The organism is Pseudomonas sp. S3_A09 (assembly GCF_054668065.1).
Window position 1 is genome coordinate 1,859,079 of record NZ_CP162752.1, and the last position, 25,786, is coordinate 1,884,864.

Consider the following 25,786-nt stretch of genomic DNA (forward strand, 5'->3'; position numbering starts at 1 on the left):
AATCCGGCCAAGTTTCTTGGCCAATTAACGGGGGCAACGCCCAATGAGCTACAGCAAGATTCCGGCTGGCAAAGACCTGCCGAACGACATCTACGTCGCCATCGAGATTCCGGCCAACCACGCGCCGATCAAATACGAAATCGACAAAGACAGCGACTGCCTGTTCGTTGACCGTTTCATGGCCACCCCGATGTTCTACCCGGCCAACTACGGTTTCATCCCTAACACCCTGGCTGACGACGGTGATCCCCTCGACGTGCTGGTCGTAACCCCTTACCCGGTTACCCCAGGTTCGGTTATCCGCGCGCGTCCAGTCGGCATCCTGAACATGACCGACGACGGCGGCGGCGATGCCAAAGTGATCGCGGTTCCACACGACAAGCTGTCCCAGCTGTACGTGGACGTGAAGGAATACACCGACCTGCCGCCCCTGCTGCTGGAGCAGATCAAACACTTCTTCGAGAACTACAAAGACCTCGAAAAAGGCAAATGGGTGAAGATCGACGGTTGGGGCAACGCAGATGCCGCCCGCGCCGAGATCCTGAAGTCGGTCGCTGCCTACAAAGGCTGATACCCGCTCCTCATTGCCCCGGCAACTGAAAAAGCCCCGATCATTCGGGGCTTTTTTTGTGGGAAAAATTAAACGACAAGTTCATTAACTTATATAAAAGGTTTAACCAGCACCTGAATCCGAAGTATCAGGCTACAACTAAGCAACGACCTACACACGCAACTCAACGCATGGTTTATTTGATCTGTAATTCCGGCCAGTAAACTCTGCGTTCATGAATACATCAGGTGATCGTTTAAAAGCGCTATTACGGGAAGTCCACCTTTCCGCCTCCGACTTCGCCAAGAACCGCGGCGTCACGCCCCAACACGTGAACAACTGGTTCAAGCGCGGCGTCCCCATGGGTCGACTCAACGAAATCGCAGAACTGCTGTGCATCTCCAGCCGTTGGCTGCGCACCGGCGAAGGCCCCAAACACCCACCGGCCAACTTCCTGCTGGAAGGCCCGAACACCCGAAAAGGACTGCCCACCACCCGCGAAGGAAGCGGCCAATACCTCACAGGCCCCGCCTGTCTCCCGGAAAAAATCGACGTGGAGATCGACCTCCACCCCTCATTTACCTCTATCGAACGCATCCGCGTCACCCTGCACACCCTCCAAGCCCTTAACGTGCACCCCGACCGTGCCCTGGGCGCCTACATGGTCGACAACAGCATGATCGACATCATCCAGCAAGGCGCCACCCTCGCTATCGACCGAGGCCGCACGCAAATCATCGACGGCGAAATTTATGCGGTAGAGCACGACGGGATGCTGCGCATCAAATACCTCTACAACCGACCTGGCGGTGGGTTGCGGATGCGCAGCCACAACGCCGGTGAACATCCGGACGAATACCTGACGTACGAGCAACGGTTTGAGCAGAACGTCCAGATTGTGGGGTGGGTGTTCTGGTGGTCCACCCTCAACAACCGCCGTCCACCGGTGCCGCTGGATGAGCACCTACTGGGCTGGGAAGGCTCTAAATCGGATCCGGAGGTGGGCAACTGAGGGGAATGTGGGTATCATGCGCCGCACATTTGGCAGTGGGTGGCTTAAGGCTATTCACCCTGCTGGCGATGCGGAGGAGTTCCCGCTGATGCCCCTACTATTCAGCCCGACGCAACGTGGGCTGAGCGATTTGAAGGCTGGTGAGGCTTGTCAAAAACAAGCTGAAGCAGTCCCCGAGAAGCCGGCCACAAGCCGGCTTTTTAATGCCCGCATGAACCCCAAGTCAATTGTCCGACAAGCCGTTGGACATTTGAATGAGCAAAAGCGGGCAGCTTATAGCCCGCCCTGCCTCTAAAGCTGAATACACGCCATAGCCCGCTCCGCCACTGTCTTCGCCACCCCCACCAAGTCACTGCTGCAACCCAGTCACACGCCCCCAGGCGTCCTAAAACCTCAGTCCCTCATTAACGACAAAAGGCTTGGCGTACGCAAAGACAAGCATTGTCACGCCTGAGTTGACGGTATTACCGTTTTCACCTGCTTTATCCCCCAATAGCCACCCATTAATCTGTGCCCATGTTGAACGCAACGCCCAACCAACCTAAACAAAAAAGGATTCAACCATGAGCGCTCCAACCTACAACCGCCTCAACAAAGACGACGCCATTGTTCTGTTGGTCGATCACCAGACCGGCCTGATCTCTCTGGTGCAGGACTTCTCGCCCAACGAGTTCAAGAACAACGTGTTGGCCCTGGCCGACCTGGCCAAGTTCTTCAACCTACCGACCATCCTTACCACCAGTTTCGAGCAAGGCCCGAATGGCCCGCTGGTGCCGGAGTTGAAAGAGATGTTCCCGGACGCGCCGTACATCGCCCGCCCTGGCCAGATCAACGCGTGGGACAACGAAGACTTCGTCAAGGCGATCAAGGCGACCGGCCGTAAGCAGATCATCATTGCCGGTGTAGTGACGGATGTGTGCGTAGCGTTCCCGACTTTGTCGGCGCTGGCGGAAGGGTTTGAGGTGTTTGTGGTGACCGATGCGTCGGGCACGTTCAATACCACGGTGCAGCAGGCGGCGTGGAGCCGGATGACGCAAGCCGGTGCGCAGTTGATGAACTGGTTCTCGGTGGCGTGTGAGCTGCACCGCGACTGGCGCAACGATATCGAAGGCCTGGGGAATCTGTTGTCCCAGCGTATTCCCAACTATCGCAACTTGATGAATGGTTATGCGGCGCTGACGGCTCGCAAAGACTAAGTCAAATCGCCACACACCATAAGCCTGCCTTGAAACGCAGGCTTTTTGCGTCGTTACCTAGCCATTCGCCATTAGTACACTCGCCCTAATTGTGGCTGCACCGCCTCACCACTAAAGTCCTTCGCTTATTTCGAGCCTCAAGGAAGGACGCTATTGAATACTTTAACCAAGGTCGGTCGCTGCCTGGCACTTCTGCCCCTATTGCTGACCAGCGCAACATCGGTATTGGCCGATGAACAAACACCGATTGGCGACTGGTCGATCATCTACGGCAGCGGCCGGGCCCATCAAAATGTGATGTATGTGGCCGACCGTACCTCGGTGGTGCCCTCGAACCACAACAAGGGCGCCAAATTGGTGGCCGTCACGGTGGTGTATGAAGAACCGGGCAAACCAATGATCGATGTGTACAACATCGAAGTGCAGTGCTCCACGCGCAAGGTGCGCTTTCTCAACGGCCAGTCGGTCGCGCCATTTTCCTACACCCTCACGCACTTAAAGGTCTCCAACACGTGGCAGACGCCAAAGGAGTTCTGGCTCGACCGCACGCTCGCGTATGTCTGCGAACCGGGCAAGAGCAAGGACACCATCGCCATGGGCAAGATGACCCATCTGCAGATGATCCAGACCACCAAGGCCATGTTCGAGCAGTTGGGCCCGACTCAGGAGAAGAGCCAGATGATTGATGACCTCGACGACATGCTGGGCAACAAGCGCTGAGCAACCCCTACCGACAAGAAGGATTCACGATGCCTACATGGACAAGGCTGTTGCTGGCAGGACTTTTGTTGCCGGCCGTGCTGTTTATCAACGGGTGCCACCTGATTGCACAATCGCGTTGGGAAGGCCGTGACGTGCAAGAGGCGCTGGATTTATTCGGCAAGCCCGACTCGATGAAGAAGCAGAATGCACCCAATGGCGACACCCAGGTGGTGATGACCTGGCACAAGTCCTCATCCTGGACGACCACCGAAGCCGCTGGGACTTCAATGAACCACACCGGGAACGGGATGGTGTATACGGAGTATTACCAGCAAGTCGGGCACAGTTCGGATTGCAAGCTGGAAGCCACGGTGGATAAGGCGAAGAAGATCGTGCTGTTCAGGATTGAGGATGGCCGGATCCTGCATGGCAAGTGCCTGAACGTGCCATTTGTGCCGGGGTATATTCCGCCGGGGTTTTGAGGCTGGGATCGTTTGTGCAACAGCGTGTTGCACGAACGAGAACCGAGGCTAGATGCTTGACTCTCGCCGCTACAGCATCCCCTCCCCTGAAACCCCAGCGAACTGGACGTGCAGCTCACTGCCCTGGAAAAGATGCAGACAGGGCTGACTGCCTGGTCCGGCTGCCCGGTGGCGGTCGCAGCACCCGGTATCAGGCCAAGACAGCGGGCAAGTGACACCCCCGCTCATTTGCCCCAATCCCCCATGTCTGCTAGTGTCGCGCCGGTTTACCGTCTACCGGAATAGCCGCCATGGCCCGCAAAAAAGTTGCACTCGATTTCGAACAATCCCTCGCCGACCTGCAAGCCCTGGTCGAGCGTCTGGAGAACGGCGAGTTGTCGCTGGAAGACTCGTTGACGGCGTTTGAGCAAGGCATCGGCCTGACCCGCGACTGCCAGAGCGCGCTCGCGCAGGCGGAGCAGAAGGTGCAAGTGCTGCTGGAGCGTGACGGGGAGTTGGCCGAAGAACCTTTCGATGCGGAACAGCCGGAATGATCGACGCGTATCAGGCCAGTAGCCAAGCCCGGGTCAATGCGGCGCTGGAGCCCTTGTTTGTTGCGCCAAGCCCTGAACTCAAGCGTCTTTACGAAGCCATGCGCTACAGCGTGATGAATGGCGGCAAGCGCGTGCGTCCGTTGCTGGCGTATGCGGCGTGTGAAGCCTTGGGCGCAGCCGCTGAGCAGGCCAATGGCGCGGCCTGTGCGGTGGAGTTGATCCACGCCTATTCCCTGGTGCATGACGACTTGCCGGCGATGGACGACGACGATTTGCGTCGCGGCCAGCCGACCACTCACAAAGCCTTTGATGAAGCCTGCGCGATCCTCGCCGGCGATGGCCTGCAAAGCCTGGCGTTCAGCGCACTGCTGGACCCGGCGCTGAGCAACGTCAATGCCGAGATCCGTTTACGCATGGTCACGGCGCTGGCCGTGGCAGCGGGCCCGGCCGGGATGGTCGGTGGCCAGGCCATCGACTTGGGGTCGGTGGGCCGGAAGCTTGATCAACAGGCGCTGGAATACATGCACCGCCACAAGACCGGTGCCTTGATCGAAGCCGCCGTACACCTGGGCGCCCTGGCCAGTGGGCGTGCGCAAGCCGCTCAATTGGCGGCGCTGAAGACCTACGCGCTGGCCATCGGCCTGGCGTTCCAGGTGCAGGACGATATTCTCGACGTAGAAAGTGACACTGCCACTCTGGGCAAACGCCAAGGTGCCGATATCGCACGGGATAAACCGACATATCCTGCACTGCTCGGGCTGGAAGCCGCCAAGGCCTATGCCCTGGAGCTGCGTGACCAGGCCCTGGACGCCCTGCGACCTTTCGACGCGGCGGCCGAGCCACTGCGTGACTTGGCGCGGTATATCGTCGAACGCCGGCACTGATAACGGCGGCCTTTGCGGCCGCATATCGGCCAAGTTGGGCGCTCTGCGTGGGCAGTTCGCGATGCTTGAGGTAAACTGCCGCCTCTTCTATACCTATAACGATTCGCCTGATGCCCACGACGTTTCAAGAGATTCCCCGCAAGCGCCCGTCCACGCCCCTGCTTGACCGTGCTGTCACGCCGGCCGGCCTGCGTCGATTGGGTGAAGCCGAGCTGGAAACCCTGGCCGATGAGTTGCGCCTGGAATTGCTCTACACGGTCGGCCAGACCGGTGGGCATTTTGGCGCCGGCCTGGGCGTCATCGAGCTGACCATCGCCCTGCATTACGTGTTCGACACCCCGGATGACCGGCTGGTGTGGGACGTGGGCCATCAGGCGTATCCGCACAAGATCCTCACGGGTCGCCGCGAGCGCATGGGCAGCCTGCGCCAGAAGGACGGCATTGCCGCCTTCCCGCGCCGCGCCGAGAGCGAGTACGACACCTTTGGCGTCGGCCACTCCAGTACCTCGATCAGCGCCGCGCTTGGCATGGCGATTGCCGCCCGCCTGCAAGGCAGTGATCGCAAGGCGATTGCGGTGATTGGTGATGGCGCGCTGACCGCCGGCATGGCCTTCGAAGCGCTCAACCATGCGCCGGAAGTGGATGCCAACATGCTGGTGATCCTCAACGACAACGACATGTCGATCTCGCGCAATGTCGGCGGCCTGTCCAACTACCTGGCCAAGATCCTCTCCAGCCGCACGTATGCCAGCATGCGCGAAGGCAGCAAGAAGGTCCTCTCGCGTCTGCCTGGCGCGTGGGAAATTGCCCGTCGTACCGAAGAATACGCCAAGGGCATGCTGGTGCCCGGCACCCTGTTCGAAGAGCTGGGCTGGAACTACATCGGCCCGATCGACGGCCACGACCTGCCGACCCTGATCGCCACGCTGCGTAACATGCGTGACCTCAAGGGGCCGCAGTTCCTGCACATCGTCACCAAGAAAGGCAAAGGCTTCGCCCCGGCGGAAGTCGACCCGATCGGCTACCACGCCATCACCAAGCTGGAGCCGGTGGACGCGCCTGCCGCTGCGCCGAAAAAGGCCAGCGGGCCGAAGTATTCCGGTGTGTTCGGCGAATGGCTGTGTGACATGGCCGCCGCCGATCCGCGCTTGGTGGGCATTACCCCGGCGATGAAGGAAGGCTCCGACCTGGTCGCGTTCAGCGAGCGCTTCCCACTGCGTTATTTCGACGTGGCGATTGCCGAGCAGCACGCGGTGACGTTCGCTGCCGGCATGGCCTGTGAAGGCGCCAAGCCGGTGGTGGCGATCTACTCCACTTTCCTGCAACGCGGTTATGACCAGCTTGTTCACGATGTGGCGGTGCAGAACCTCGACGTGCTGTTTGCCATCGACCGCGCAGGCTTAGTGGGCGAAGACGGCCCGACTCACGCCGGCAGCTTCGACCTGTCCTACCTTCGCTGCATCCCCGGCATGCTGGTAATGACGCCAAGCGACGAGAACGAACTGCGCAAGATGCTCAGCACCGGCCACCTGTACAACGGCCCGGCGGCCGTGCGTTACCCGCGCGGTAATGGCCCGAATGCGGTGATCGAGAAGGATCTTGAGCCTATCGAGATCGGCAAGGGCATCGTGCGTCGCCAAGGCAGCAAGACCGCATTCCTGGTGTTTGGCGTGCAACTGGCCGAAGCCTTGAAAGTCGCCGAGAAGATCGACGCCACCGTGGTCGACATGCGCTTCGTCAAACCCCTGGATGAAGCCTTGGTACGTGAGATTGCCGGCAGCCACGAATTGCTGGTGACCGTCGAAGAAAACGCCATCATGGGCGGCGCCGGTGCGGCAGTCAGCGAGTTCCTGGCGCGGGAGAACATCCTCAAGTCGGTGCTGCACCTGGGCTTGCCGGATGTGTACGTCGAACACGCCAAGCCGGCGCAGATGCTGGCGGAATGCGGGTTGGATGAAGCCGGCATTGAGGCATCGGTGCGCGAGCGCATGGCGCTGCTGGGCCTGTAACCCAATCTCCCGGCTGAAACGGGGACTAAAATGTGGGAGCGGGCTTGCTCGCGAAAGCGGTGTATCAGTCACTACTTATGTGGCTGCCTCACCTCTTTCGTGAGCAAGCCCGCTCCCACATTGGTTTTGTGTCAATTTTAACAGCCGTGGACCGCCCATGAATCGCCTCTGCTTCGCCCTGCCGTTGCTGCTGCTAACCTCTCCGGACCTGCTCGCCGACACACGCGACGACGCCCTGAAACTTCCCAACGTGGTCATCAGCGCGAACCGCCAGGTGCAGGCACGCAACGACAGCAGCGCCGCCAACACAGTGTTCACCCGTGACGACATCGACCGCCTGCAACCCACCAGCGTCACCGACCTGCTCAGTCGCGTGCCTGGCGTGCAGGTCGCGCCTACCGGTGGCCGTGGCAGCCTGCCGGGGATCTACATTCGCGGCACCAAATCCGCGCAAAGCCTGGTATTGGTGGACGGCCAACGTATCGCCAATACCACCTCCGGCGACAGCGGCTTGCAATACCTGAACGTCGACCAGATTGAACGAGTGGAAGTGCTGCGCGGCTCACGCTCGGTGATCTACGGCAGCGATGCGATTGGCGGGGTGATCCAGGTGTTTACCCGCCGGAATACCGAGCAAGGCCTGCAACCACGCCTGAAGTTGGGCTTTGGCAGCAACCAGACCTGGGAGCGCAGCCTTGGCCTGTCCGGCGGCGATGAACACACCCGTTTCAACCTCGGCGCGAGCCTGGATGACACCGCGGGTATCAACTCGACGCATACATCATTCCCCAGCGATGGCGACCATGACGCCTACCGCAATCAGTCCCTCAGCCTGAACCTCAGCCATTCCTTCAGCGATGAGCTGGAGGCCGGTTTCAACCTGTTGGATAACCGCGGCAAGTCAGAGTACGACAACAGTTTCGGCCGCTACGACGCCACTACCGGGCGAACGCTGGGGCAAAAGCCCTACACCAACTACACCGTCAGCAGTGCCAGCGGCTATGTCGATGCCAAGCTCAACGAGCGCTGGCAATCACGCCTGGAGTTAGGCCACAGCGAGAACCGCGATACCAAGCGCGACACCCTCAGTGACGATTTCAGCGTGTTCAACACCTACCGCGACTCGGTCAACTGGCAGAACGACCTGACGCTGAACGACCGGAACAGCCTGATTCTCGGCGGCGACTGGTATGAAGACCGCTTCCACGGCTCCACCCTCTTTACCGAAAACAGTCGCTGGAACCGCGCGGCCTTTGTGCAGCATCGGTTCAAGGGTGATTGGTTTTCCACGGAACTGGGCCTGCGACGTGACCAGAACCAGCAGTTCGGTGGACAGAATAGCTGGAGCGGCACCCTGACCTTGCCGGTCAACCCGGACAACGATGTGTTGCTGAGCTACAGCGAAGGCTTCCGTGCGCCGACCTTCAACGACCTGTATTACCCGGATACGAAGTACAGCAACCCCAACCTGCAGCCCGAAACCTCAAAGAGCTACGAACTGCAATGGCGCAGCCAGTTGAGCGACAGCACACGCCTGGAAGCCTCGCTGTACCGCACCGACTTGAGCGATGCGATCATCCTCGACCGCTCCGGCAAGCCGCAGAACGTGGCGTCAGCGCGCATCAACGGCTTTGAAGCCGCGCTCAAGCAGGAGCTGTTCGGCTGGCAAGGCAACCTGGGGCTGTCGATCATCGACCCACGCGACCGCGACAGCGGACACACCTTGGCCCGCCGGGCGCGGCGTACGGTGAATCTGGATCTGGATCGGCAGTTCGACAAACTGGGGGTGGGCGCCAGTTGGCAGGCCATCAGCAGCAGTTATGACGATGAGGACAACACCCACCGCCTGGGCGGGTATGCCTTACTGGGATTGCGCAGCAGTTGGGCGCTGAATCGGGAAGTGGCGTTGTCGTTGAAGGTCGACAACTTGCTGGATAAGACTTATGCACGGGCGCGCTATAGCTATAACGACCCGACATACGCCAATAATCAGGATTACCGAGAGGAAGGTCGGGTGTGGATGCTTGGGGTGACTTGGACACCGGACATTTGATCGTCGCCTGTACGGGCCTCTTCGCGAGCAAGCCCGCTCCCACAGGGCAAACGCATTCCAAATGTGGGAGCGGGCGTGCTCGCGAAAGCGGTATCACTTGTTAGGTGCAATCACCTGACACAGCCGCGCCACCGCCTCCAGCATCTGCCCGCTGGGCCGCTCCAGGCCTTTGTCTGGCACCAACCGCACCCGCTCCGCCATCGCTGGCCAGACCTTCCAGGCCTCCCTCTGCGCTTGATCCCCGACCAGAATCAACTCGGGGTCACGCTGCAACACCGACTCGATACTCCCACAGGACAAACGCATTCCAAATGTGGGAGCGGGCTTGCTCGCGAAAGCGGTATCACTTGTTAGGTGCAATCACCTGACACAGCCGCGCCACCGCCTCCAGCATCTGCCCGCTGGGCCGCTCCAGGCCTTTGTCTGGCACCAACCGCACCCGCTCCGCCATCGCTGGCCAGACCCTCCAGGCCTCCCTCTGCGCTTGATCCCCGACCAGAATCAACTCGGGGTCACGCTGCAACACCGACTCGATGCTCACCTGCGGCGCCGGCAGCTTGAGATCGTCGAACACATTGCGCGCCCCGCACACACTCAACGCATCGCTGATGATTTGCCCGCCGCCCACGGTATACAGCGGCTGGTTCCATACCTGGTAAAACACGCGCAATGGTTCGACACGCTGATAGCGCTGACGCAGGTCGGCCAAGCGTTGGCGCAAGTGCGCGGCCAATTGACGACCGGACTCAGGTCGCCCCAATTGCTCGGCGATAGCCTGGACTTGGGTGGTGAGCTGTTCAAGGCTATGGGGTTCGGCGACATAAATCGGGATGTTCAGGCGCTGCAATTGCTCACGCTGGGCCGGGCCGACGCTGCCGGGCCACAGCAGGATCAGGTCGGGCTTGAGGCTTAGCAGGCGCTCCATGTCCAATTGGCCGTAATGCCCCACCGACGGCACTTGCGCCAGGGCAACCGGACGATCGCCGCCGTCGAGCACACCCACCAGCAAGTCGGCGGCGCCCAGTTCGACGACGATTTCAGACAGGGACGGCGCCAGGCTGACCACCCGCTCGGCCGCCAAAGCCTGAGCACAGAACGCCAGCAGCAGGACCGCCAGCCAGTGACGCCTCATCCTAATTGACGGGGGATGCGGTAAAGGTAAAACAGCACCAGCGTCGACAGCGCCAGCAGGAACAGCGGCACGGCTTCCAAGCCAACGAACACGGCCAGCGCGCCGATCCAGGCCGGCACGGCCGCCACCAGCAACGCCGTGCGCCGACGGGCCGCCAGGGTGATCCAGGCAGCCGGCTCTTCGGGGGTATCGAGGGCTTTGGAGGTGGCGATCAACGCGTGTTTATAGCCGTTGAAGTAACGCAGGCTAAGAAACATCGAGGCCACGCCGGCAATGAAGAACGGCATGGCCAACACTGGCAGCAAGGACTCAGCCTGACCAAACACCAGGTTGATCACGAACAGGGGGAACAACGCCAGGGCCAGGTACTGCCACCAGTTGAAGGACAGTCGCCGTTTCACCTGGCCACGGGTCACGCGCGGTCGACCTCGCCCTGATGCTCGTTGCCCATCATGTGGTCGAGCTTGCTGGCCTTGGTGGCCAGGTAGAGCTTGTTGTGCGGGTTGTGCCCGGTGTGCAGCGGCACACGCTCGGCCACGGTGATGCCCATCTCGGTCAACGCTTTGACCTTGCGCGGGTTGTTGGTCATCAGGCGCAGGGATTTCACGCCCAGATGCTCCAGCATCGGCAGGCAGATCGCGTAGTCACGCTGGTCGGCGGCAAAGCCCAGGCGCTCGTTAGCCTCGACGGTGTCGGCGCCGCCATCTTGCAGCTCGTAGGCGCGGATCTTGTTCATCAGGCCAATGCCACGACCTTCCTGACGCAGGTACAGCAACACGCCGCGACCTTCACGGGCGATGGCCCGCATGGCGGCTTCCAGTTGCGAACCGCAGTCGCAACGCTGGCTGAACAACGCGTCGCCGGTCAGGCATTCGGAATGCACACGACCCAGCACCGGCGCGCCATCAGCGATATCGCCCAGGCTCAGCACAACGTGCTCGCGCCCGGTGGCGTCTTCGAGGAAGCCGTTAATGGTGAACGTGGCAAAAGGGGTAGGCAGCTTGGAAGCGGCGACGAAAACGACGGGCACCGTGTGCTCCTGATTTCAGTTTTTACGATGGCGGCCATTGTAACAGCAGCTTCCTACGGACGCTTAAGCTGAATTATCGCTGATAAAGATCAATCGGTTCGATTGGCCTTCTTATTGATTCTATGTAGACGTGCGCTTGCTCGCGCCTACTTAGAACGGATATGGCTGTTTCCAGCGTTCAAAAATCGCCTTCAACGCGCCGCTTTTCACCAGAACAGCCATGCGTTGGTCGAATACAGCCATCAAGGCGCGACCTCGTTCGTTATCGGCAAACCCGATATAAAGCGGGATTTCGACGATGTGGGTCAGTCTGAATCTGGACGGGTCATCCGCCTGATTGAGCACGTACTGGGCCTCGGTCAGCGCATCGATGTAGAAGTCGGCTCGCGCGTGTTCCAGCATCGGCAAAATGCCGTCGCGGCGCTCGATTTGGTTGAAGCGCTGCACAGTGGGCAAGTACTCCTCGTACTTGTAGCCACGCACCCAGGCCAGGCGGTAATTACCCAGCGTAGCCAGCGTCGGCGCCGGCGTGCCGGCCAGGCCGAGGGCGTAGATGTGGTCGGAATCGAAATTCCAATGGGGGTACAGCACCCCGGTGGCTTCCTCACGATAGGAACCGACCCAGCCATCCACTTCGCCGCGCTGGGCCAGGCCGACCGAGCGGGTGTAGGGCACTGAACGCGTCTGCAGCGTTATTCCGGCGGGTTCAAACACCTGGCGCAGTACGTCCCAGGCCAGGCCGCTGCCATTTTTGTTGGTGTAGTCGTTCCACTCCTCACTGGCCAACACGACCTTGCCGGGCGCGTCCTGCGCCTGGACGACCGCCGTAAAGACACACAGCACTATCAGCAGCCAACGGCGCACATCCATGGTGGCGACCTCCTACAGGGCCTTGCATCCGTGATTACGCGATAAAGGGTAGCGCAGCGCACCGACTCAGGGGGTCTGCTGAAAGTGTTGATAACCATGGATGGCTGGCGTGATGTCGTGCCCCTTGCCGTCGAGCAGCGTCACGCCCTGCCCCGCCTCGACCCGGCCGATCACATGGACCGGCCAGCCGTCGGCCAGCAACGATGCCAGCTCGTCGGATGGCAAGGTGAACACCAGCACGTAGTCGTCGCCCCCGCTCAGGGCCGCGACGCGCGCCGCATCCTCGCCGACAAACGCCAACAACGCCTGGGACAGGGGCAAGCGCTGGCGTTCGATCAACAGGCTGACAGCCGAGGCCGTGGCGATATGCCCGCAATCGGCCAAGAGACCGTCGGAAATATCCATGGCAGCCGTGGCCTTGCCGCGCAGTGCCAGCCCCAGGGCCAACTGCGGCTGCGGCGACCAGTAGTGGGCCAGTAGCGGATCGGCAACGGCCGCGTCAGCATTGCGCTGGCCCAATACCAACGACAACGCGCCGGCGGCATTGCCCAATTCACCGCCGACACACAGCAGGTCACCCGGCCGCGCACCGCTGCGGGTCAAGGCTTGCCCGGCGGGTACGCGACCAAACACGGTCAGGGTCAGGCTCAAGGGGCCACGGGTGGTATCGCCGCCCACCAGGCCCACGCCGCAGCGCTGCGCCATGAGGTTCAAACCCTCGGCATAGCGTTGCAGCCAATCGGCATTGACGGTCGGCGTGGTCAGGGCAAGGGTAAACGCGAGGGGATGGGCGCCCATGGCGGCCAGGTCGCTGACTGCCACGGCCAACGAGCGCTGGCCCAGCAGGAACGGGTCGCAGGGGTCGGCAAAATGCACCCCGGCCACCAATGTATCGGTGGAGACTGCCAGCTGCTCCCCGGCAGGGAGCGCCAGCAAGGCGCAGTCGTCACCGATCCCCAAGGCAATGCCCTCGCCGCCCTGCGCACAAGGCGCGGCGGCGAAGTAGTTGCGGATCAGCTCAAACTCGCCCATTCAGGTCCCAAGCGCGGTTTAGCGCTTGTACGCCTTCACTTCGGCTTCACGCAGGCGCGGAGCCAGCTTGTCGAGCACGCCGTTGACGAACTTGTGGCCGTCGGTCGAACCGTAGACTTTCGCCAACTCGATACCTTCGTTGATTACCACGCGGTACGGCACGTCGACGCGATACAGCAGTTCCCAGGCAGACAGGCGCATCACGCACAGCTCAACCGGGTCCAGCTCTTCGATGGTCAGGTCCAGGCAAGGTGCCAGGGCTGTATCGATCTCGGTCAGGTGGGCATGTACACCGTGCAGAATGTCGTGGAAGTACGGCAGGTCGGCGAAGCTAAAATCGTTGTCGACGCGAAACTGTGCTTCGATCTCGTTCAACGAAGCGCCCGCCAGGTGACGCTGATACAGCGCCTGGGTCGCCAACTGACGAGCAGCGCGACGCTTCTCGTTCTTGGATGGCTTGCCAGCATCGGCTGGACGTGGCTCGCGCGGGTTGAAGTTGTCGCTCTCGTCGGAAATCACTTGGCCTCCAACTGCGACAGCAGGCTGACCATTTCCAGGGCGGACAGGGCAGCTTCAGCGCCTTTGTTGCCGGCCTTGGTGCCGGAACGCTCGATGGCTTGCTCGATGGAATCCACCGTCAGCACGCCGAAAGCGACGGGTACGCCGAACTCCATGGACACCTGGGCCAGGCCCTTGGTGCATTCACCTGCCACGTATTCGAAATGCGGAGTACCGCCACGAATGACCGCGCCCAGGGCGATGATCGCCGCGTATTCACCCTGCTGAGCAACTTTTTGCGCAACCAGTGGAATTTCGAAGGCGCCAGGGGCGCGGATGAGGGTGATATCGCTCTCGCTCACACCGTGGCGAACCAAGGCGTCCACGGCACCGCTTACCAGGCTTTCAACCACGAAGCTGTTGAAGCGGCCAACCACCAGGGCGTAGCGGCCTTTGGGGGCGATGAAGGTACCTTCGATGGTCTTCAGGGTCATTCGACAAATCTCTTAAAGAGCCGGGACGCGTGTATGACGCGTCCCTTAGTGATATTTGAACCACGAACAAGGGGCGAAAATCGCCAGCCTTTATTCGGAGGGCACGTATTCTACTACTTCCAGGTCGAAACCGGATATCGCATTAAATTTCATTGGCGCACTCATCAGGCGCATTTTGCGCACGCCCAGGTCACGCAGGATCTGCGAACCGGCACCGACGATGCTGTAGGTGGTCGGTTTTTTCACTGGCGCGTGATCAGCCGTTTCGCGGATATGCGCCAGCAAGACATCGCCATCCAACGGGTGACCGAGCAACAGCACCACACCACTGCCGGCCTCGGAAACCGCAGTCATGGCGGCGCGCAGGCTCCAGCGGCCGGGCTGCTTGACCATCAACAGGTCGCGCAATGGGTCCATGTTGTGCACGCGCACCAAGGTCGGCTCTTCGGCGCAAATGGTGCCCAGAGTCAGGGCCATGTGCACGTCACCTTCCACTGAATCACGGTAGGTCACCAGATTGAATTGGCCCAATTCGCTGTCCAGTGGCTGCTCGGCAATCCGCTGAACGGTACGTTCGTGGATCATGCGGTAGTGAATCAGGTCGGCGATGGTGCCGATCTTGAGGTTGTGCTCGGCGGCAAACGCCTCGAGTTCGGTGCGACGGGCCATGGTGCCGTCGTCGTTCATCACTTCGCAGATCACCCCGCTCGGCTCGAAACCGGCCATGCGCGCCAGGTCGCAGGCGGCTTCGGTGTGGCCGGCGCGGGCCAGGGTTCCGCCGGGCTGGGCCATCAGTGGGAAGATGTGGCCGGGGCTGACGATGTCTTCGGCCTTGGCGTCTTTCGCGGCGGCGGCCTGCACGGTGCGTGCACGGTCAGCAGCAGAGATACCGGTGGTGACGCCGGTGGTGGCCTCAATCGATACGGTGAACTTGGTGCCAAAACCCGAGCCATTGCGAGGTGCCATCAACGGCAGCTTGAGCAATTCACAACGCTCACGGCTCATGGGCATGCAGATCAACCCGCGCGCGTGCTTGGCCATGAAGTTGATGTGCTCAGGCAAGCAGGCCTCGGCGGCCATGATGATGTCGCCTTCGTTCTCGCGGTCTTCGTCATCCATCAGGATGACCATCTTGCCTTGGCGGATGTCTTCAACCAGTTCTTCGATGCTATTGAGCGCCACGCGGCACCCCCTTGGTCAGGATTTCAGGTAGCCGTTAGCGGCCAGAAAACTTTCGGTGATGTTACCGGTGGCGGGCTCTGCGGCCTTATCGCCCAGCAACAGGCGCTCCAGGTAACGGGCAAGCAAGTCCACTTCCAGGTTCACCCGGCGACCCGGCTGGTAAGACGCCATGATGGTTTCGCTGAGGGTGTGGGGAATGATGGTCAGTTCAAACTCGGCGCCATTCACGGCGTTCACGGTCAGGCTGGTGCCGTCGACGGTGATCGAGCCTTTGTGGGCGATGTACTTGGCCAATTCTTTCGGCGCGCGGATGCGAAACTCCACGGCACGCGCGTTTTCGCTGCGGGCAACCACTTCGCCGACGCCGTCGACGTGGCCGCTGACCAGGTGACCACCGAGACGGGTGGTGGGGGTCAGGGCTTTTTCCAGGTTGACCGGGCTGCCGGCCTTGAGGTCGTTCATCGCGGTGCAATCCAGGGTTTCCCGGCTGACATCAGCGGCAAAACCATTGCCCGGCAGTTCGATGACGGTCAGGCAAACGCCGCTGACGGCAATACTGTCGCCCAGCTTGACGTCACCCAGGTCGAGCTTGCCGGTTTCAACCAGCAGGCGTACGTCGCCGCCTTTTGGGGTCATTGCACGGATGCTGCCGATGGATTCGATAATGCCGGTGAACATTTCGTTCTCCTGAAAACGAGGGGCTGACGCGCAAGCGCAGGCCGGGAATTATACGCTCGCTGCTGGCACAGGGATGGCAGTCACTCGCCAGTCGTCGCCTACAGCGCGCATTTCAGTGATCTTGAGTTGGGGGGCGTTGGCCAGTTTCTCAAGCGGCCAGTCCAACAAAGGCCGGGCGGCGGAGCCGAGGAACTTGCCGGCGATGAAAATCACGTATTCATCCACCAGGCCTTGCTGGGCAAACGCACCGGCCAGGCTTGGGCCGGCCTCCACCAACACTTCATTGACGCCACGGGCTGCCAGCGCGACCAGCGCCGAGCGCAGGTCGACCTGACCATCGACGCCCGGTACCACCAGGCACTCGGGGCCACGGGGAAACTGGTTTTCCGGGGTTACGCAGGTGATGACCAGCGCCGGCCCGGCCTTGAAGAACGGCGCATTGAGCGGCACGCGCAGGCGGCCGTCGATCAACACCCGCAACGGCGGACGTGACATGGCCAGGGCGGTGGTGGCTTCGTCCAGGCCGAGTTCGGCGGCGCGCACGGTCAGGCGTGCCCCGTCGGCCAGCACCGTATCGGCGCCGGTCAGCACCACGCTGGCCTCGGCGCGCAGGCGCTGCACGGCGGCGCGAGCGGCGGGGCCGGTGATCCATTGGCTTTCGCCGTTGGCCATCGCGGTGCGGCCGTCCAGGCTCATCGCCAGCTTGACCCGCACGAAGGGCAGGCCGTGTTCCATGCGCTTGAGGAAACCTGGATTCAGCGCGCGCGCTTCAGCTTCCAGCACCCCGCTACGGACCTCAATACCGGCCTGAGCCAAGCGCTGCATGCCGCGCCCCGCCACTTCGGGATTCGGGTCCTGCATGCCAGCCACAACGCGAGCGACACCCGCAGTGACCAACGCATCAGCGCAGGGCGGCGTATGCCCGTGGTGGCTGCACGGTTCGAGGGTCACATACACCGTGGCGCCACGGGCCCTGGCACCAGCGGCGCGCAGGGCATTGGGCTCGGCATGGGGTTCGCCGGTTCGCTCATGCCAGCCTTCGCCGACAATCTGCCCGTCACGTACAATCACGCACCCCACACGCGGGTTGGGATGGGTGGTGTACAGGCCCTTGCGCGCCAGTTCCAGGGCACGGGCCATGTAATGGGCGTCGAGCACAGCTTGTTCGGCAGGCAGTGGGTTCATTCTTTGGCAGGCTCACGGGCCAGGCGGTCGATCTCTTCGCGGAACTCGTTGAGGTCCTGGAAGCGTCGATACACCGAGGCGAAACGGATATAGGCAACTTCGTCGAGCTTTTGCAGCTCGCCCATCACCAGTTCTCCAACCACCAGGCTCTTGACCTCGCGCTCACCGGTCGCACGCAACTTGTGCTTGATATGCACCAGCGCCGCCTCCAGCCGCTCGACACTCACCGGGCGTTTTTCCAGGGCGCGCTGCATACCGGCGCGCAGTTTTTCTTCGTCGAAAGGCTGGCGGCTACCGTCGGATTTGATCAGACGTGGCAATACCAGTTCGGCGGTTTCAAAGGTGGTGAAACGTTCACCGCAGGCCAGGCATTCGCGCCGGCGACGCACTTGATCGCCCTCGGCGACCAGACGCGAGTCAATGACCTTGGTGTCGTTGGCACCGCAGAAGGGACAGTGCATGGTGGGCAGGCAACAAATAAAGGGAGGGCCATGGTAGCGCATCCCCGTGGCAAGACAAGCCATAGCCTTTACGGTATATAGGCTGACTATTATGTTTCATATTTTTTTAGCCACGGATTTTGTCCTTTCTGGAGCCGTACATGCAGTTACGACCACTTGTTTTGCTCACCCTGTTCAGTTTCCTGGTCGCCTGCAGCAGCGAAGCCCCCAAGCCGGCCGCACCTCAACCCACTCCCGCGCAAGAGAAAAAAGTACCTGGCATTGAAGACCTGGGTCCCCTCCCCGCCTATCAACGGGAAATCAGCGGCAGCCTGACCAACATTCCGGCGGGTGCCGAAGTCGAGATGGCGCTGCTGGTGATCGACGACCGTTCGCGCCCGCAACAATTGCTGGCCAGCAGCGTATTGAGCGGCAACGGCAAGCCCCTGGCCTTTCGCCTGCGCTTCAACCCCGAAGCCTTCCCGGCCGGCGCGCGGGTTGAACTGCGTGGCCGCGCCAGCCAATCCGGCCAGTTGATCCTGCACCTGCCCGCCGTGCGTGTGACCCAGGCGATCAACCAGTCCACCGGCCCCCTGCAACTCGTCAAGGCACCATGACGCCACCGCTGGACCTGCAAGCCGCGCTGAGCGGGCTGATCGGCGACGCGCAACTGGTGCCCTGCCCGCTGCCGGGCACCGCGTTGTCGTTATGGCTGCTGGATGCGGACAACATGGACCGTGCCTTCAGCCCCGAGGAAACCCGGCGCATCCTGCATGAACCGCCCTACTGGAGTTTTTGCTGGGCCAGCGGCCTGGCGCTGGCGCGGTACCTGGCGGCGAACCCTGAGTGGGTCGCGGGCAAGCGCGTGCTGGATTTTGGCGCGGGTTCAGGTGTTGCAGGGATTGCGGCAGCCAAGGCCGGCGCACGGGAAGTGGTGGCCTGCGACCTGGACCCACTGGCGTTGGCGTCCTGTCGAGCGAATGCCGAACTCAACGGCGTAGCGCTGGGTTATTCGGCGGACTTCTTCGCCGAAGCCGACCGCTTCGACCTGATCCTGGTCGCCGATGTGCTCTACGACCGGGCGAACCTGCCGTTGCTGGATCAATTCTTGACCCGTGGCCGTGAAGCGTTGGTGGCGGATTCGCGGGTGAGGGATTTTCAGCACCCGGATTATCAGCGGCTGGAGATCCTTGATGCATTGACGTTGCCGGACTTGGCGGAGCCTTGGGAATTTCGCAAGGTAAGCCTGTACCATTCGCGGCGCGCATGAGACCTTCGCGAGCAAGCCCGCTCCCACACTTGGGCCCGTTCCCCCTGTGGGAGCGGCCTTGCTCGCGAAAGCGGTGCCAACTCCACCGCACTTTCAGCCAACCGCGCCAGCCCTTATAGTTGCCCCATTCCCGCTTTATTCGAGACGCCCGATGAGTGAACCCACGCCGTACATCTTCGATGTCACCACTGCCACCTTCGACCAGGCGGTAATCCAGAACTCCTTCGAGAAACCCGTGCTGGTGGATTTCTGGGCCGAGTGGTGCGCGCCCTGCAAGGCGTTGATGCCGATGCTCGCGAAGATTGCCGAGAGTTATCAGGGCGAGTTGCTGTTGGCCAAGGTCGATTGCGAGGCCGAGCAGGACATCGTCGCGCGTTTTGGCATTCAAAGCCTGCCGACGGTGGTGCTGTTCAAGGATGGCCAGCCGGTGGACGGGTTTGCCGGGGCGCAGCCGGAGTCGGCGGTGCGGGCGCTGTTGGAGCCCCATGTACAGATGCCACCACCGGCGGCGGCGAATCCGTTGGAGCAGGCCCAGGCCTTGTTTGCCGAAGGTCGCATCAGCGATGCCGAAGCGGTGTTGGTGGCGCTGTTGGGCGAGGACAATACCAACGCTGCGGCGCTGATCCTGTACGCACGCTGCCTGGCCGAACGCGGTGAATTGGGCGAAGCCCAGACCGTGCTGGACGCGGTTAAAAGCGACGACCACAAAGCCGCCCTCGCCGGTGCGAAGGCACAGATCACCTTCCTGCGTCAGGCTGCCGACCTGCCGGACGCCGCCGACCTGAAAAGCCGCCTGGCGCAAAACCCGCAGGACGACGAAGCCGCCTATCAACTGGCGATCCAGCAACTGGCGCGTCAGCAGTACGACGCGGCGCTGGAAGGTTTGCTCAAGCTGTTCATCCGCAACCGCAGCTACAGCGAAGGCCTGCCGCACAAGGCCTTGCTGCAGGTGTTCGAACTGCTGGGCAACGATCACCCACTGGTGACCGTGTACCGCCGCAAGTTGTTTGCCGCGCTGTACTAATCGCCGACCCAGCTGTACAGCGGCGTATCCCCGCCGCTGGCAACCTTCACCTGGGCGCTATGGCGCAGGCGCACCAACAGACGCTTGCCCGCCGAAGCGTCGCCGGCCAAGCCTTCCAACTGGTCAAGCAGCTCCAGGCCACTGAGTTGCCCTGCCTCGCGCAACAGGTCCTGGGCACTCTGCCATAGATCATCATTGTGTTTGACCGGAGCCACCGGCGCAGCCGTCGCGCTGGCCACGGGCGTCGCCTGCAACTGTGCGCCGAGCCGCGCCCAGTCGCCGTCGTCCAGCTCCAGGGTCAAATCCACCGGCAGGTCGCCGACGGTTCCACGAATTCGCAACATCGTCCTTACTCCTGCAGTTTTCTGACAGGCATGCTCCCATGCGGCTTGCGCAACGCCAAGCGGGCGGTCAAACTCTGGGCACATTGTTATAAGATCACATAACAAAACTTTCATGTTCTGGAGCCTTCTCATGCGCCGTCTGTTGCTTGCTTTGCCGTTTGCCCTGCTGCCATTGGCGGTTGCCCACGCTCATGATGATCACGACCATGAACACCCTAGCCTTGGTGCCCATGAACACGGCGTGGGCCGTCTCAACGCGGTGCTCGACGGCCAGGCCCTGGAGCTGGAGCTGGATAGCCCGGCAATGAACCTGGTGGGTTTCGAACACCTGGCCACCACCCCGGCAGACAAAGCCAAGGTCGCCGCCGTGCGCAAACAGCTGGAAAACCCTGTCGCCCTGTTCAACCTGCCTAAAGCCGCCGGTTGTGTGGTCAGCAGCCAGGCACTCAACAGCCCGCTGTTCGGCGACAAGCCCGAGGCCGACCATGATGACGATGATGACCACGCCACCGACGGCAAAGGCGCGGCCGCCCACGAACACCATCACGACCACAGCGAAATCCACGCCCACTACCAATTCACCTGCGCCACGCCGACGGCCTTGAGCAACCTCGACCTGACCCAGGTGTTCAAGACCTTCCCCGCCACCCAGAAAATTCAGGTACAACTGATCGGCCCGAGCGGCCAGCAAGGGGTTGACGCAACGGCCACAGCAGCCACCCTGAAGTTCTGATTTGGCTGTGGGAGCTGGCTTGCCTGCGAAGGGATCGCCTCGGTCTGTCTGCAAAAACCGAGTCGCCCGTATCGCAGGCAAGCCAGCTCCCACAATGGATCGGCGTCATTTTCCACCACCAGGCAATACTGATCCCCCATGACCCACGCATTGATCGAACTGTCTGACCTGGGCTTCAACTGGCCCAATCACCCACAGTTGCTGGACATCCCTGCGTTCCGCCTGGAAGCAGGAGAAACCCTGTTTCTCAAGGGCCCGAGCGGCAGTGGCAAAACCACATTGCTGGGCCTGCTTGGCGGGGTGCAGAAACCCAGCCGGGGCAGTATCCGCCTGCTCGGCCAGGAACTGACCGAGCTTTCGGCTGGCGCGCGCGATCGTTTTCGCGTCGACCACACCGGCTACATTTTCCAGCAGTTCAACCTGCTGCCGTTCTTGTCGGTACGCGAGAACGTCGAGTTGCCCTGCCACTTTTCCACACTGCGTGCGCAACGGGCGAAACAGCGCCACGGCAGTGTCGACCAGGCCGCCGCCGCTTTACTCGCGCACCTGGGATTGAAAGACAAATCCCTGCTGGAGCGCCGCGCCGACTCACTTTCCATCGGCCAGCAGCAGCGGGTGGCCGCCGCCCGTGCGTTGATCGGCCAACCGGAACTGGTGATCGCCGACGAACCCACCTCGGCCCTGGACCACGACGCCCGCGAAGCCTTCCTACAGCTGTTGTTTGCCGAATGCCGTGAGGCCGGCGCCAGCCTGTTGTTTGTCAGCCATGACCAGAGCCTGGCTTCGTTGTTCGACCGCAACCTGTCGCTGGCCGAACTCAATCGCGCCGCCACGCCCGCAGAGGTTTGAGATGTATCTGTTCCGTCTAGCCATGGCCAGCCTGGCTAACCGCCGCTTTACCGCGATCCTCACCGCATTCGCCATCGCCCTGTCGGTGTGCCTGTTGCTGGCGGTGGAGCGCGTGCGCGTTGAGGCGCGCAACAGTTTCGCCAGCACCATCAGCGGCACCGACCTGATCGTCGGTGCGCGCTCAGGTTCGGTGAACCTGCTGCTGTACTCGGTGTTCCGCATTGGCAATGCCACCAACAACATCCGCTGGGACAGCTTCGAGCATTTCGCCGCCAGCCCTCAGGTGAAATGGGCGATCCCGATTTCCCTCGGCGACTCCCATCGCGGCTACCGTGTGATGGGCACCAATGAATCCTACTTCGAACATTACCAATACGGCCGCAAGCAAAACCTCGAACTGGCCAGCGGACGCGCCTTCGCCACCGACCCGTTTGAAGTGGTGCTCGGTGCAGAAGTCGCCGACGCGTTGCATTACAAACTCGGCGACAAACTGGTGCTGGCCCACGGCGTAGCCGTGGTCAGCCTGGTGAAGCACGATGACAAGCCCTTCACCGTAGTCGGCATCCTCAAGCGCACCGGCACACCGGTGGATCGCACGTTGCACATCAGCCTCGGCGGCATGGAGGCGATCCACATCGACTGGCACAACGGCGTGCCGGCCCAGGGCAAAGGCCGCATCAGTGCCGACCAGGCGCGCAACATGGACCTCACGCCGCAGGCCATCACCGCGTTCATGCTGGGCCTGAACAACAAGATTTCCACCTTCGCCCTGCAACGGGAAATCAACGAGTTCCGTGGCGAGCCGATGCTGGCGATCCTGCCCGGCGTGGCGCTGCAAGAGTTATGGAGCATGATGGGCACCGCCGAAAAAGCGCTGTTCGTGATCTCGCTGTTCGTGGTGCTTACCGGCTTGATCGGCATGCTCACAGCGATCCTCACCAGCCTCAACGAACGCCGCCGCGAAATGGCGATTTTGCGCTCTGTAGGTGCGCGCCCTTGGCATATCGCGACGTTGCTGATCTTCGAAGCCTTCGCCCTGGCGCTGTCCGGCGTGGTAGCCGGCGTTGGTTTGCTTTACGTGTGCATCGCCGCCTCACGCGGGTATCTGCAGGCCAATTACGGCCTGGACCTGCCGATGTCCTGGCCGAGCGAATATGAATGGACGCTGCTCGCCGGTATCCTGGCCGCCGCACTGTTGATGGGCAGCGTGCCCGCGTGGCGTGCCTATCGGCAATCCCTGGCCGATGGCCTGTCCATACGTTTATGAGGAAGGCCTTGATGCGTCGCGTCCTGTTTGCATTGTTTCTGCTGATCGCGCTGCCCGCCTGGGCCGCCGAGCCCAAAGAGCTGACCTGGTCGGAACTGATCCCACCGGATGCCGAGCCGGAAGTGCCGAACATGCAACCGCTGCACAATCTCTCCGGCATGGCGGATGCCCTGGAGTCGGCACCGGCTGCCAAGCAGGAAATGCCCAACGCGCCGGTGGTGCCAGGGCTCAATGGCCAGCACATTCGCTTGCCCGGCTACATCGTGCCACTGGAGGTCAGCGAAAACGGGCGCACCACCGAGTTCTTGCTGGTGCCGTATTTCGGCGCGTGCATCCATGTCCCGCCGCCGCCCTCGAACCAGATCGTGCATGTCAAAAGCGAAATCGGCGTGAAACTCGATGAGCTGTACCAGCCGTACTGGATCGAAGGCGCGATGCAGGTCAAGCCATCCACCAGCGAGCTGGCCGATGCCGGTTACCAGATGGAAGCCGAGAAGATTTACATGTACGAACTGCCGGAATAGCGCTGATCGCCCTTTCATTGAGCTGAGTCAAAAGACCGGGCGGAACGATCTTTACCATTGGACGTACAACTTTTAAACGTCCTTTGGAGCTCCCATGAACAAGTCTCTGCTCGGCGCGTCCCTCTTCGCGCTCGCCCTCGTCGCCCCCGTCGTACACGCTCATGAAGCGGGTGACATTCTGGTGCGTGCCGGTGCAATCACCGTGAACCCGAAGGCGGACAGCGGTCACGTCAAAGTTGACCAGGGTCCATTGGCGGGCGCCAACCTGGGCGGCAAGGCGACCATGAGCAGCGATACCCAACTGGGTCTGAACTTCGCCTACATGCTGACCAACCACGTCGGTATCGAACTGCTGGCCGCGACGCCGTTCGAGCATGATGTGAAGATCAAGAACACCGCCCTTGGCGCCGCCAACGGCAAGCTCGGCACCCTGAAACACCTGCCGCCGACCCTGAGCATCGTGTACTACCCACTGGACAACAAGTCGGCCTTCCAGCCGTACGTGGGCGCCGGTATCAACTACACCTGGATCTACGACGAACACGTCGGCAGCCGTGCTCAAGGCGCCGGCTTCAGCAACTTCAAGGCTGAAAACTCCTGGGGCTGGGCCGCGCAGATTGGCGCGGACTACATGATCAACGACAAGTGGATGATCAACGCCCAGGCGCGCTATATCGACATCAGCACCAAGGCGACCGTGGACAACAATGCCCTAGGCCAAGGCACCCGCGCCAAGGTCAATGTGGACGTGGATCCGATGGTTTACATGGTGGGTATCGGCTACAAGTTCTAAGCAACACTGCATAACCAATGTGGGAGCGGCGCACCGCCGCTCCCACATTTGGTTTTGCGTGTATTCAGCTGTGGCGGTAGAAACGATCCAGCAACGCCGGCAGCCCGGCCCGCCATGCCCGTGGCTTGATGCCGAAGGTGTGGAGGATTTTCTTGCAGGCGAGTACCGCGTGTTGCGGTTCTTCGCTCGCATCCGGCCGGGCCGCGTGGGCCTGGGCGGTGGGGGATTCGATCGCCAGCAGATGGTAGCTGCGCGCTTCGGTGAGGATAGCCTGGCCCAGCGCCAACGGCGTGGTCGCCTCTTGGCCGGCATAGTGATAGGTGCCCCACAGCGGCGCCGCACAATCGAGCTGCTTGAGCACCGAGATGATCACCCGCGCGGCATCGTCCACCGGCGTCGGATTGCCGCGACGGTCGTCCGCCATCAGCAATTCATCCGGTTTCTCCGCCCGGGCCAGGAAGCGCCCGAGGGTGCCGTCAGCGCTGTCATCCAGCAGCCAGCCAAACCGTAGCAACACATGTTGCGGGCAGGTGGCGCGCACACTTTGCTCGATGCGCCACAACGCCTGGCCGCGCAGGCCCAGGGGCACCGGCTCGTCCTTTTCGCTGTAGGCGGTAGCGCGGGAGCCATCGAACACGCGGTAGCTGGACGGTTGCAGCAGGGTGATGTTGTGGTGCTGGCACAGCTCGGCCAGGCGCTCGATGGCGAACTCTTGGCCAGCCAGGCGGGTTTCGCTGACCGCTTCGGCCTGGAACCAGTCGAAATAGTAGGCGAGGTTGATCAACGCATCGGGACGGGTGTCGTCGAGCAATTGGGTGAGGCTCGCGGCATCCCAGCCGTCTTGGGGCGGTTTGGGTGCGAGGAAACCGATGTCTTCCTCTGCACCGAGGCGAATCAGCGCCTGCCCGAGGGCATTCCCGCCGCCCAGTAACATAAGGCGCATTCGCATAGATTGAGCAGGCCCGGTCAGTATGGAACGATGGTTATTAGGTATTTATCAGAATCGTTGCATTTTGCGGG

The 25,786-nt window shown here is 61.6% G+C and carries 30 protein-coding genes and 1 pseudogene; 17 read left to right on the forward strand and 14 right to left on the reverse strand.

The genetic code is table 11. The features are described 5' to 3' along the window. Positions 1-43: 43 nt before the first annotated feature. The 9 genes from ppa (at position 44) to AB4N92_RS08820 (ending at position 9,421) form a co-directional block, all read left to right on the forward strand. Positions 44-571 carry an inorganic diphosphatase gene (ppa, locus tag AB4N92_RS08780; protein WP_003219382.1) on the forward strand — a complete coding sequence of 176 codons (528 nt, stop codon included), beginning with the start codon at positions 44-46 and terminating at the stop codon, positions 569-571. A gap of 214 nt (positions 572-785) precedes the next feature. Further along, positions 786-1,562 (forward strand): LexA family transcriptional regulator, encoded by a 777-nt coding sequence (locus tag AB4N92_RS08785; protein ID WP_029529012.1) that lies wholly within the window; start codon positions 786-788, stop codon positions 1,560-1,562. Positions 1,563-2,125: 563 nt separating this feature from the next. After that, the gene (ycaC, locus tag AB4N92_RS08790; RefSeq protein WP_010206820.1) at positions 2,126-2,758 is read left to right on the forward strand and encodes an isochorismate family cysteine hydrolase YcaC; all 633 of its coding nucleotides are present in this window, start codon (positions 2,126-2,128) and stop codon (positions 2,756-2,758) included. A 153-nt stretch (positions 2,759-2,911) separates the two neighbouring features. Next, a complete protein-coding gene (locus AB4N92_RS08795; protein WP_010206821.1) occupies positions 2,912-3,478 on the forward strand; it encodes a hypothetical protein in 567 nt (188 codons plus the stop codon). A gap of 29 nt (positions 3,479-3,507) precedes the next feature. Beyond that, positions 3,508-3,942, forward strand: coding sequence for a hypothetical protein (locus AB4N92_RS08800; RefSeq protein WP_028618099.1), 435 nt, complete (start codon positions 3,508-3,510; stop codon positions 3,940-3,942). A gap of 290 nt (positions 3,943-4,232) precedes the next feature. Beyond that, a complete protein-coding gene (locus AB4N92_RS08805; RefSeq protein ID WP_003194556.1) occupies positions 4,233-4,475 on the forward strand; it encodes an exodeoxyribonuclease VII small subunit in 243 nt (80 codons plus the stop codon). Next, complete coding sequence (gene ispA, locus AB4N92_RS08810; protein ID WP_236266946.1) at positions 4,472-5,359, forward strand: (2E,6E)-farnesyl diphosphate synthase; 888 nt, start codon at positions 4,472-4,474, stop codon at positions 5,357-5,359. The genes AB4N92_RS08805 and ispA overlap by 4 nt, the downstream gene beginning before the upstream one ends. A 110-nt stretch (positions 5,360-5,469) precedes the next feature. Beyond that, positions 5,470-7,368 carry a 1-deoxy-D-xylulose-5-phosphate synthase gene (gene dxs / locus AB4N92_RS08815; protein ID WP_010206825.1) on the forward strand — a complete coding sequence of 633 codons (1,899 nt, stop codon included), beginning with the start codon at positions 5,470-5,472 and terminating at the stop codon, positions 7,366-7,368. Between the two features lie 157 nt (positions 7,369-7,525). Continuing rightward, positions 7,526-9,421 carry a TonB-dependent receptor domain-containing protein gene (locus AB4N92_RS08820; protein ID WP_236266945.1) on the forward strand — a complete coding sequence of 632 codons (1,896 nt, stop codon included), beginning with the start codon at positions 7,526-7,528 and terminating at the stop codon, positions 9,419-9,421. A 93-nt stretch (positions 9,422-9,514) separates the two neighbouring features. Here the strand turns inward: AB4N92_RS08820 and AB4N92_RS08825 are convergent. The 12 genes and pseudogenes from AB4N92_RS08825 to nrdR all read right to left on the reverse strand — a co-directional run. Next, positions 9,515-9,709, reverse strand: a pseudogene (locus tag AB4N92_RS08825) (cobalamin-binding protein); the annotation flags it as partial. Positions 9,710-9,764: 55 nt separating this feature from the next. Continuing rightward, a complete protein-coding gene (locus tag AB4N92_RS08830; protein ID WP_021492980.1) occupies positions 9,765-10,553 on the reverse strand; it encodes a cobalamin-binding protein in 789 nt (262 codons plus the stop codon). Then, positions 10,550-10,969, reverse strand: coding sequence for a nuclear FMR1 interacting 1 family protein (locus AB4N92_RS08835; RefSeq protein ID WP_010206829.1), 420 nt, complete (start codon positions 10,967-10,969; stop codon positions 10,550-10,552). Before AB4N92_RS08835 ends, AB4N92_RS08830 begins: the two co-directional genes overlap by 4 nt. Beyond that, positions 10,966-11,583 (reverse strand): GTP cyclohydrolase II, encoded by a 618-nt coding sequence (ribA, locus tag AB4N92_RS08840; protein ID WP_010206831.1) that lies wholly within the window; start codon positions 11,581-11,583, stop codon positions 10,966-10,968. Before ribA ends, AB4N92_RS08835 begins: the two co-directional genes overlap by 4 nt. Positions 11,584-11,733: 150 nt before the next feature. After that, entirely contained in the window at positions 11,734-12,453 is a 720-nt protein-coding gene (locus AB4N92_RS08845; protein WP_010206832.1) for a substrate-binding periplasmic protein, read from the reverse strand. Positions 12,454-12,519: 66 nt separating this feature from the next. Beyond that, positions 12,520-13,485, reverse strand: a complete 966-nt coding sequence (gene thiL, locus AB4N92_RS08850; protein ID WP_236267430.1) for a thiamine-phosphate kinase — start codon at positions 13,483-13,485, stop codon at positions 12,520-12,522. Positions 13,486-13,503: 18 nt separating this feature from the next. Further along, positions 13,504-14,004, reverse strand: coding sequence for a transcription antitermination factor NusB (gene nusB, locus AB4N92_RS08855; RefSeq protein WP_460129857.1), 501 nt, complete (start codon positions 14,002-14,004; stop codon positions 13,504-13,506). After that, entirely contained in the window at positions 14,001-14,477 is a 477-nt protein-coding gene (gene ribH, locus AB4N92_RS08860) for a 6,7-dimethyl-8-ribityllumazine synthase (RefSeq protein ID WP_003194576.1), read from the reverse strand. Before ribH ends, nusB begins: the two co-directional genes overlap by 4 nt. A 90-nt stretch (positions 14,478-14,567) precedes the next feature. After that, entirely contained in the window at positions 14,568-15,659 is a 1,092-nt protein-coding gene (ribBA, locus tag AB4N92_RS08865) for a bifunctional 3,4-dihydroxy-2-butanone-4-phosphate synthase/GTP cyclohydrolase II (RefSeq protein WP_010206838.1), read from the reverse strand. Positions 15,660-15,674: 15 nt separating this feature from the next. Beyond that, positions 15,675-16,337, reverse strand: coding sequence for a riboflavin synthase (locus AB4N92_RS08870; RefSeq protein WP_010206841.1), 663 nt, complete (start codon positions 16,335-16,337; stop codon positions 15,675-15,677). A gap of 48 nt (positions 16,338-16,385) precedes the next feature. Then, positions 16,386-17,522 (reverse strand): bifunctional diaminohydroxyphosphoribosylaminopyrimidine deaminase/5-amino-6-(5-phosphoribosylamino)uracil reductase RibD, encoded by a 1,137-nt coding sequence (gene ribD / locus AB4N92_RS08875; protein ID WP_010206842.1) that lies wholly within the window; start codon positions 17,520-17,522, stop codon positions 16,386-16,388. Continuing rightward, positions 17,519-17,983, reverse strand: a complete 465-nt coding sequence (gene nrdR / locus AB4N92_RS08880; protein WP_010206843.1) for a transcriptional regulator NrdR — start codon at positions 17,981-17,983, stop codon at positions 17,519-17,521. Before nrdR ends, ribD begins: the two co-directional genes overlap by 4 nt. Before the next feature lie 140 nt (positions 17,984-18,123). Here nrdR and AB4N92_RS08885 point away from each other — a divergent pair, with 140 nt between their 5' ends. The 3 genes from AB4N92_RS08885 (at position 18,124) to trxA (ending at position 20,256) form a co-directional block, all read left to right on the forward strand. Continuing rightward, positions 18,124-18,579: a YbaY family lipoprotein gene (locus AB4N92_RS08885; protein WP_010206844.1), complete on the forward strand. Its 456-nt coding sequence runs from the start codon at positions 18,124-18,126 to the stop codon at positions 18,577-18,579. Beyond that, the gene (locus AB4N92_RS08890; protein ID WP_010206845.1) at positions 18,576-19,232 is read left to right on the forward strand and encodes a class I SAM-dependent methyltransferase; all 657 of its coding nucleotides are present in this window, start codon (positions 18,576-18,578) and stop codon (positions 19,230-19,232) included. The genes AB4N92_RS08885 and AB4N92_RS08890 overlap by 4 nt, the downstream gene beginning before the upstream one ends. Positions 19,233-19,383: 151 nt before the next feature. Continuing rightward, a complete protein-coding gene (gene trxA, locus AB4N92_RS08895; protein ID WP_010206846.1) occupies positions 19,384-20,256 on the forward strand; it encodes a thioredoxin in 873 nt (290 codons plus the stop codon). Here trxA and AB4N92_RS08900 read toward each other — a convergent pair. Continuing rightward, entirely contained in the window at positions 20,253-20,600 is a 348-nt protein-coding gene (locus tag AB4N92_RS08900; protein ID WP_010206848.1) for a hypothetical protein, read from the reverse strand. The genes trxA and AB4N92_RS08900 overlap by 4 nt on opposite strands. A gap of 130 nt (positions 20,601-20,730) precedes the next feature. On the opposite strand from AB4N92_RS08900, the gene AB4N92_RS08905 reads away from it, so the two are divergent. From AB4N92_RS08905 to AB4N92_RS08925, 5 genes are all read left to right on the forward strand, one after another. Continuing rightward, positions 20,731-21,333, forward strand: a complete 603-nt coding sequence (locus AB4N92_RS08905; protein ID WP_010206849.1) for a DUF2796 domain-containing protein — start codon at positions 20,731-20,733, stop codon at positions 21,331-21,333. A 138-nt stretch (positions 21,334-21,471) separates the two neighbouring features. Next, entirely contained in the window at positions 21,472-22,182 is a 711-nt protein-coding gene (locus tag AB4N92_RS08910) for an ABC transporter ATP-binding protein (protein ID WP_021492985.1), read from the forward strand. Position 22,183: 1 nt separating this feature from the next. Next, complete coding sequence (locus tag AB4N92_RS08915) at positions 22,184-23,449, forward strand: ABC transporter permease (RefSeq protein ID WP_010206853.1); 1,266 nt, start codon at positions 22,184-22,186, stop codon at positions 23,447-23,449. A gap of 11 nt (positions 23,450-23,460) precedes the next feature. Next, positions 23,461-23,973, forward strand: coding sequence for a DUF3299 domain-containing protein (locus AB4N92_RS08920; RefSeq protein WP_010206854.1), 513 nt, complete (start codon positions 23,461-23,463; stop codon positions 23,971-23,973). A gap of 94 nt (positions 23,974-24,067) precedes the next feature. After that, entirely contained in the window at positions 24,068-24,766 is a 699-nt protein-coding gene (locus AB4N92_RS08925) for an OmpW/AlkL family protein (RefSeq protein WP_010206855.1), read from the forward strand. Between the two features lie 64 nt (positions 24,767-24,830). Here the strand turns inward: AB4N92_RS08925 and AB4N92_RS08930 are convergent, their stop codons facing one another. Further along, positions 24,831-25,715, reverse strand: a complete 885-nt coding sequence (locus AB4N92_RS08930; protein ID WP_010206856.1) for a sugar nucleotide-binding protein — start codon at positions 25,713-25,715, stop codon at positions 24,831-24,833. Between the last annotated feature and the right edge of the window lie 71 nt (positions 25,716-25,786).

What these genes read in the sequence shown, in the direction of transcription:
- thiL (WP_236267430.1), bottom strand. Translation starts at nt 13,485, where the DNA reads ATGGGCGAGTTTGAGCTGATCCGCAACTACTTCGCCGCCGCGCCTTGT.
- nrdR (WP_010206843.1), bottom strand. Translation starts at nt 17,983, where the DNA reads ATGCACTGTCCCTTCTGCGGTGCCAACGACACCAAGGTCATTGACTCG.
- dxs (WP_010206825.1), top strand. Translation starts at nt 5,470, where the DNA reads ATGCCCACGACGTTTCAAGAGATTCCCCGCAAGCGCCCGTCCACGCCC.
- AB4N92_RS08845 (WP_010206832.1), bottom strand. Translation starts at nt 12,453, where the DNA reads ATGGATGTGCGCCGTTGGCTGCTGATAGTGCTGTGTGTCTTTACGGCG.
- ispA (WP_236266946.1), top strand. Translation starts at nt 4,472, where the DNA reads ATGATCGACGCGTATCAGGCCAGTAGCCAAGCCCGGGTCAATGCGGCG.
- ppa (WP_003219382.1), top strand. Translation starts at nt 44, where the DNA reads ATGAGCTACAGCAAGATTCCGGCTGGCAAAGACCTGCCGAACGACATC.
- trxA (WP_010206846.1), top strand. Translation starts at nt 19,384, where the DNA reads ATGAGTGAACCCACGCCGTACATCTTCGATGTCACCACTGCCACCTTC.
- AB4N92_RS08920 (WP_010206854.1), top strand. Translation starts at nt 23,461, where the DNA reads ATGCGTCGCGTCCTGTTTGCATTGTTTCTGCTGATCGCGCTGCCCGCC.
- AB4N92_RS08885 (WP_010206844.1), top strand. Translation starts at nt 18,124, where the DNA reads ATGCAGTTACGACCACTTGTTTTGCTCACCCTGTTCAGTTTCCTGGTC.
- AB4N92_RS08820 (WP_236266945.1), top strand. Translation starts at nt 7,526, where the DNA reads ATGAATCGCCTCTGCTTCGCCCTGCCGTTGCTGCTGCTAACCTCTCCG.
- ribD (WP_010206842.1), bottom strand. Translation starts at nt 17,522, where the DNA reads ATGAACCCACTGCCTGCCGAACAAGCTGTGCTCGACGCCCATTACATG.
- AB4N92_RS08805 (WP_003194556.1), top strand. Translation starts at nt 4,233, where the DNA reads ATGGCCCGCAAAAAAGTTGCACTCGATTTCGAACAATCCCTCGCCGAC.
- ycaC (WP_010206820.1), top strand. Translation starts at nt 2,126, where the DNA reads ATGAGCGCTCCAACCTACAACCGCCTCAACAAAGACGACGCCATTGTT.
- AB4N92_RS08890 (WP_010206845.1), top strand. Translation starts at nt 18,576, where the DNA reads ATGACGCCACCGCTGGACCTGCAAGCCGCGCTGAGCGGGCTGATCGGC.
- AB4N92_RS08905 (WP_010206849.1), top strand. Translation starts at nt 20,731, where the DNA reads ATGCGCCGTCTGTTGCTTGCTTTGCCGTTTGCCCTGCTGCCATTGGCG.
- ribH (WP_003194576.1), bottom strand. Translation starts at nt 14,477, where the DNA reads ATGACCCTGAAGACCATCGAAGGTACCTTCATCGCCCCCAAAGGCCGC.
- AB4N92_RS08800 (WP_028618099.1), top strand. Translation starts at nt 3,508, where the DNA reads ATGCCTACATGGACAAGGCTGTTGCTGGCAGGACTTTTGTTGCCGGCC.
- AB4N92_RS08830 (WP_021492980.1), bottom strand. Translation starts at nt 10,553, where the DNA reads ATGAGGCGTCACTGGCTGGCGGTCCTGCTGCTGGCGTTCTGTGCTCAG.
- AB4N92_RS08930 (WP_010206856.1), bottom strand. Translation starts at nt 25,715, where the DNA reads ATGCGAATGCGCCTTATGTTACTGGGCGGCGGGAATGCCCTCGGGCAG.
- AB4N92_RS08900 (WP_010206848.1), bottom strand. Translation starts at nt 20,600, where the DNA reads ATGTTGCGAATTCGTGGAACCGTCGGCGACCTGCCGGTGGATTTGACC.
- AB4N92_RS08785 (WP_029529012.1), top strand. Translation starts at nt 786, where the DNA reads ATGAATACATCAGGTGATCGTTTAAAAGCGCTATTACGGGAAGTCCAC.
- AB4N92_RS08870 (WP_010206841.1), bottom strand. Translation starts at nt 16,337, where the DNA reads ATGTTCACCGGCATTATCGAATCCATCGGCAGCATCCGTGCAATGACC.
- AB4N92_RS08915 (WP_010206853.1), top strand. Translation starts at nt 22,184, where the DNA reads ATGTATCTGTTCCGTCTAGCCATGGCCAGCCTGGCTAACCGCCGCTTT.
- AB4N92_RS08910 (WP_021492985.1), top strand. Translation starts at nt 21,472, where the DNA reads ATGACCCACGCATTGATCGAACTGTCTGACCTGGGCTTCAACTGGCCC.
- AB4N92_RS08925 (WP_010206855.1), top strand. Translation starts at nt 24,068, where the DNA reads ATGAACAAGTCTCTGCTCGGCGCGTCCCTCTTCGCGCTCGCCCTCGTC.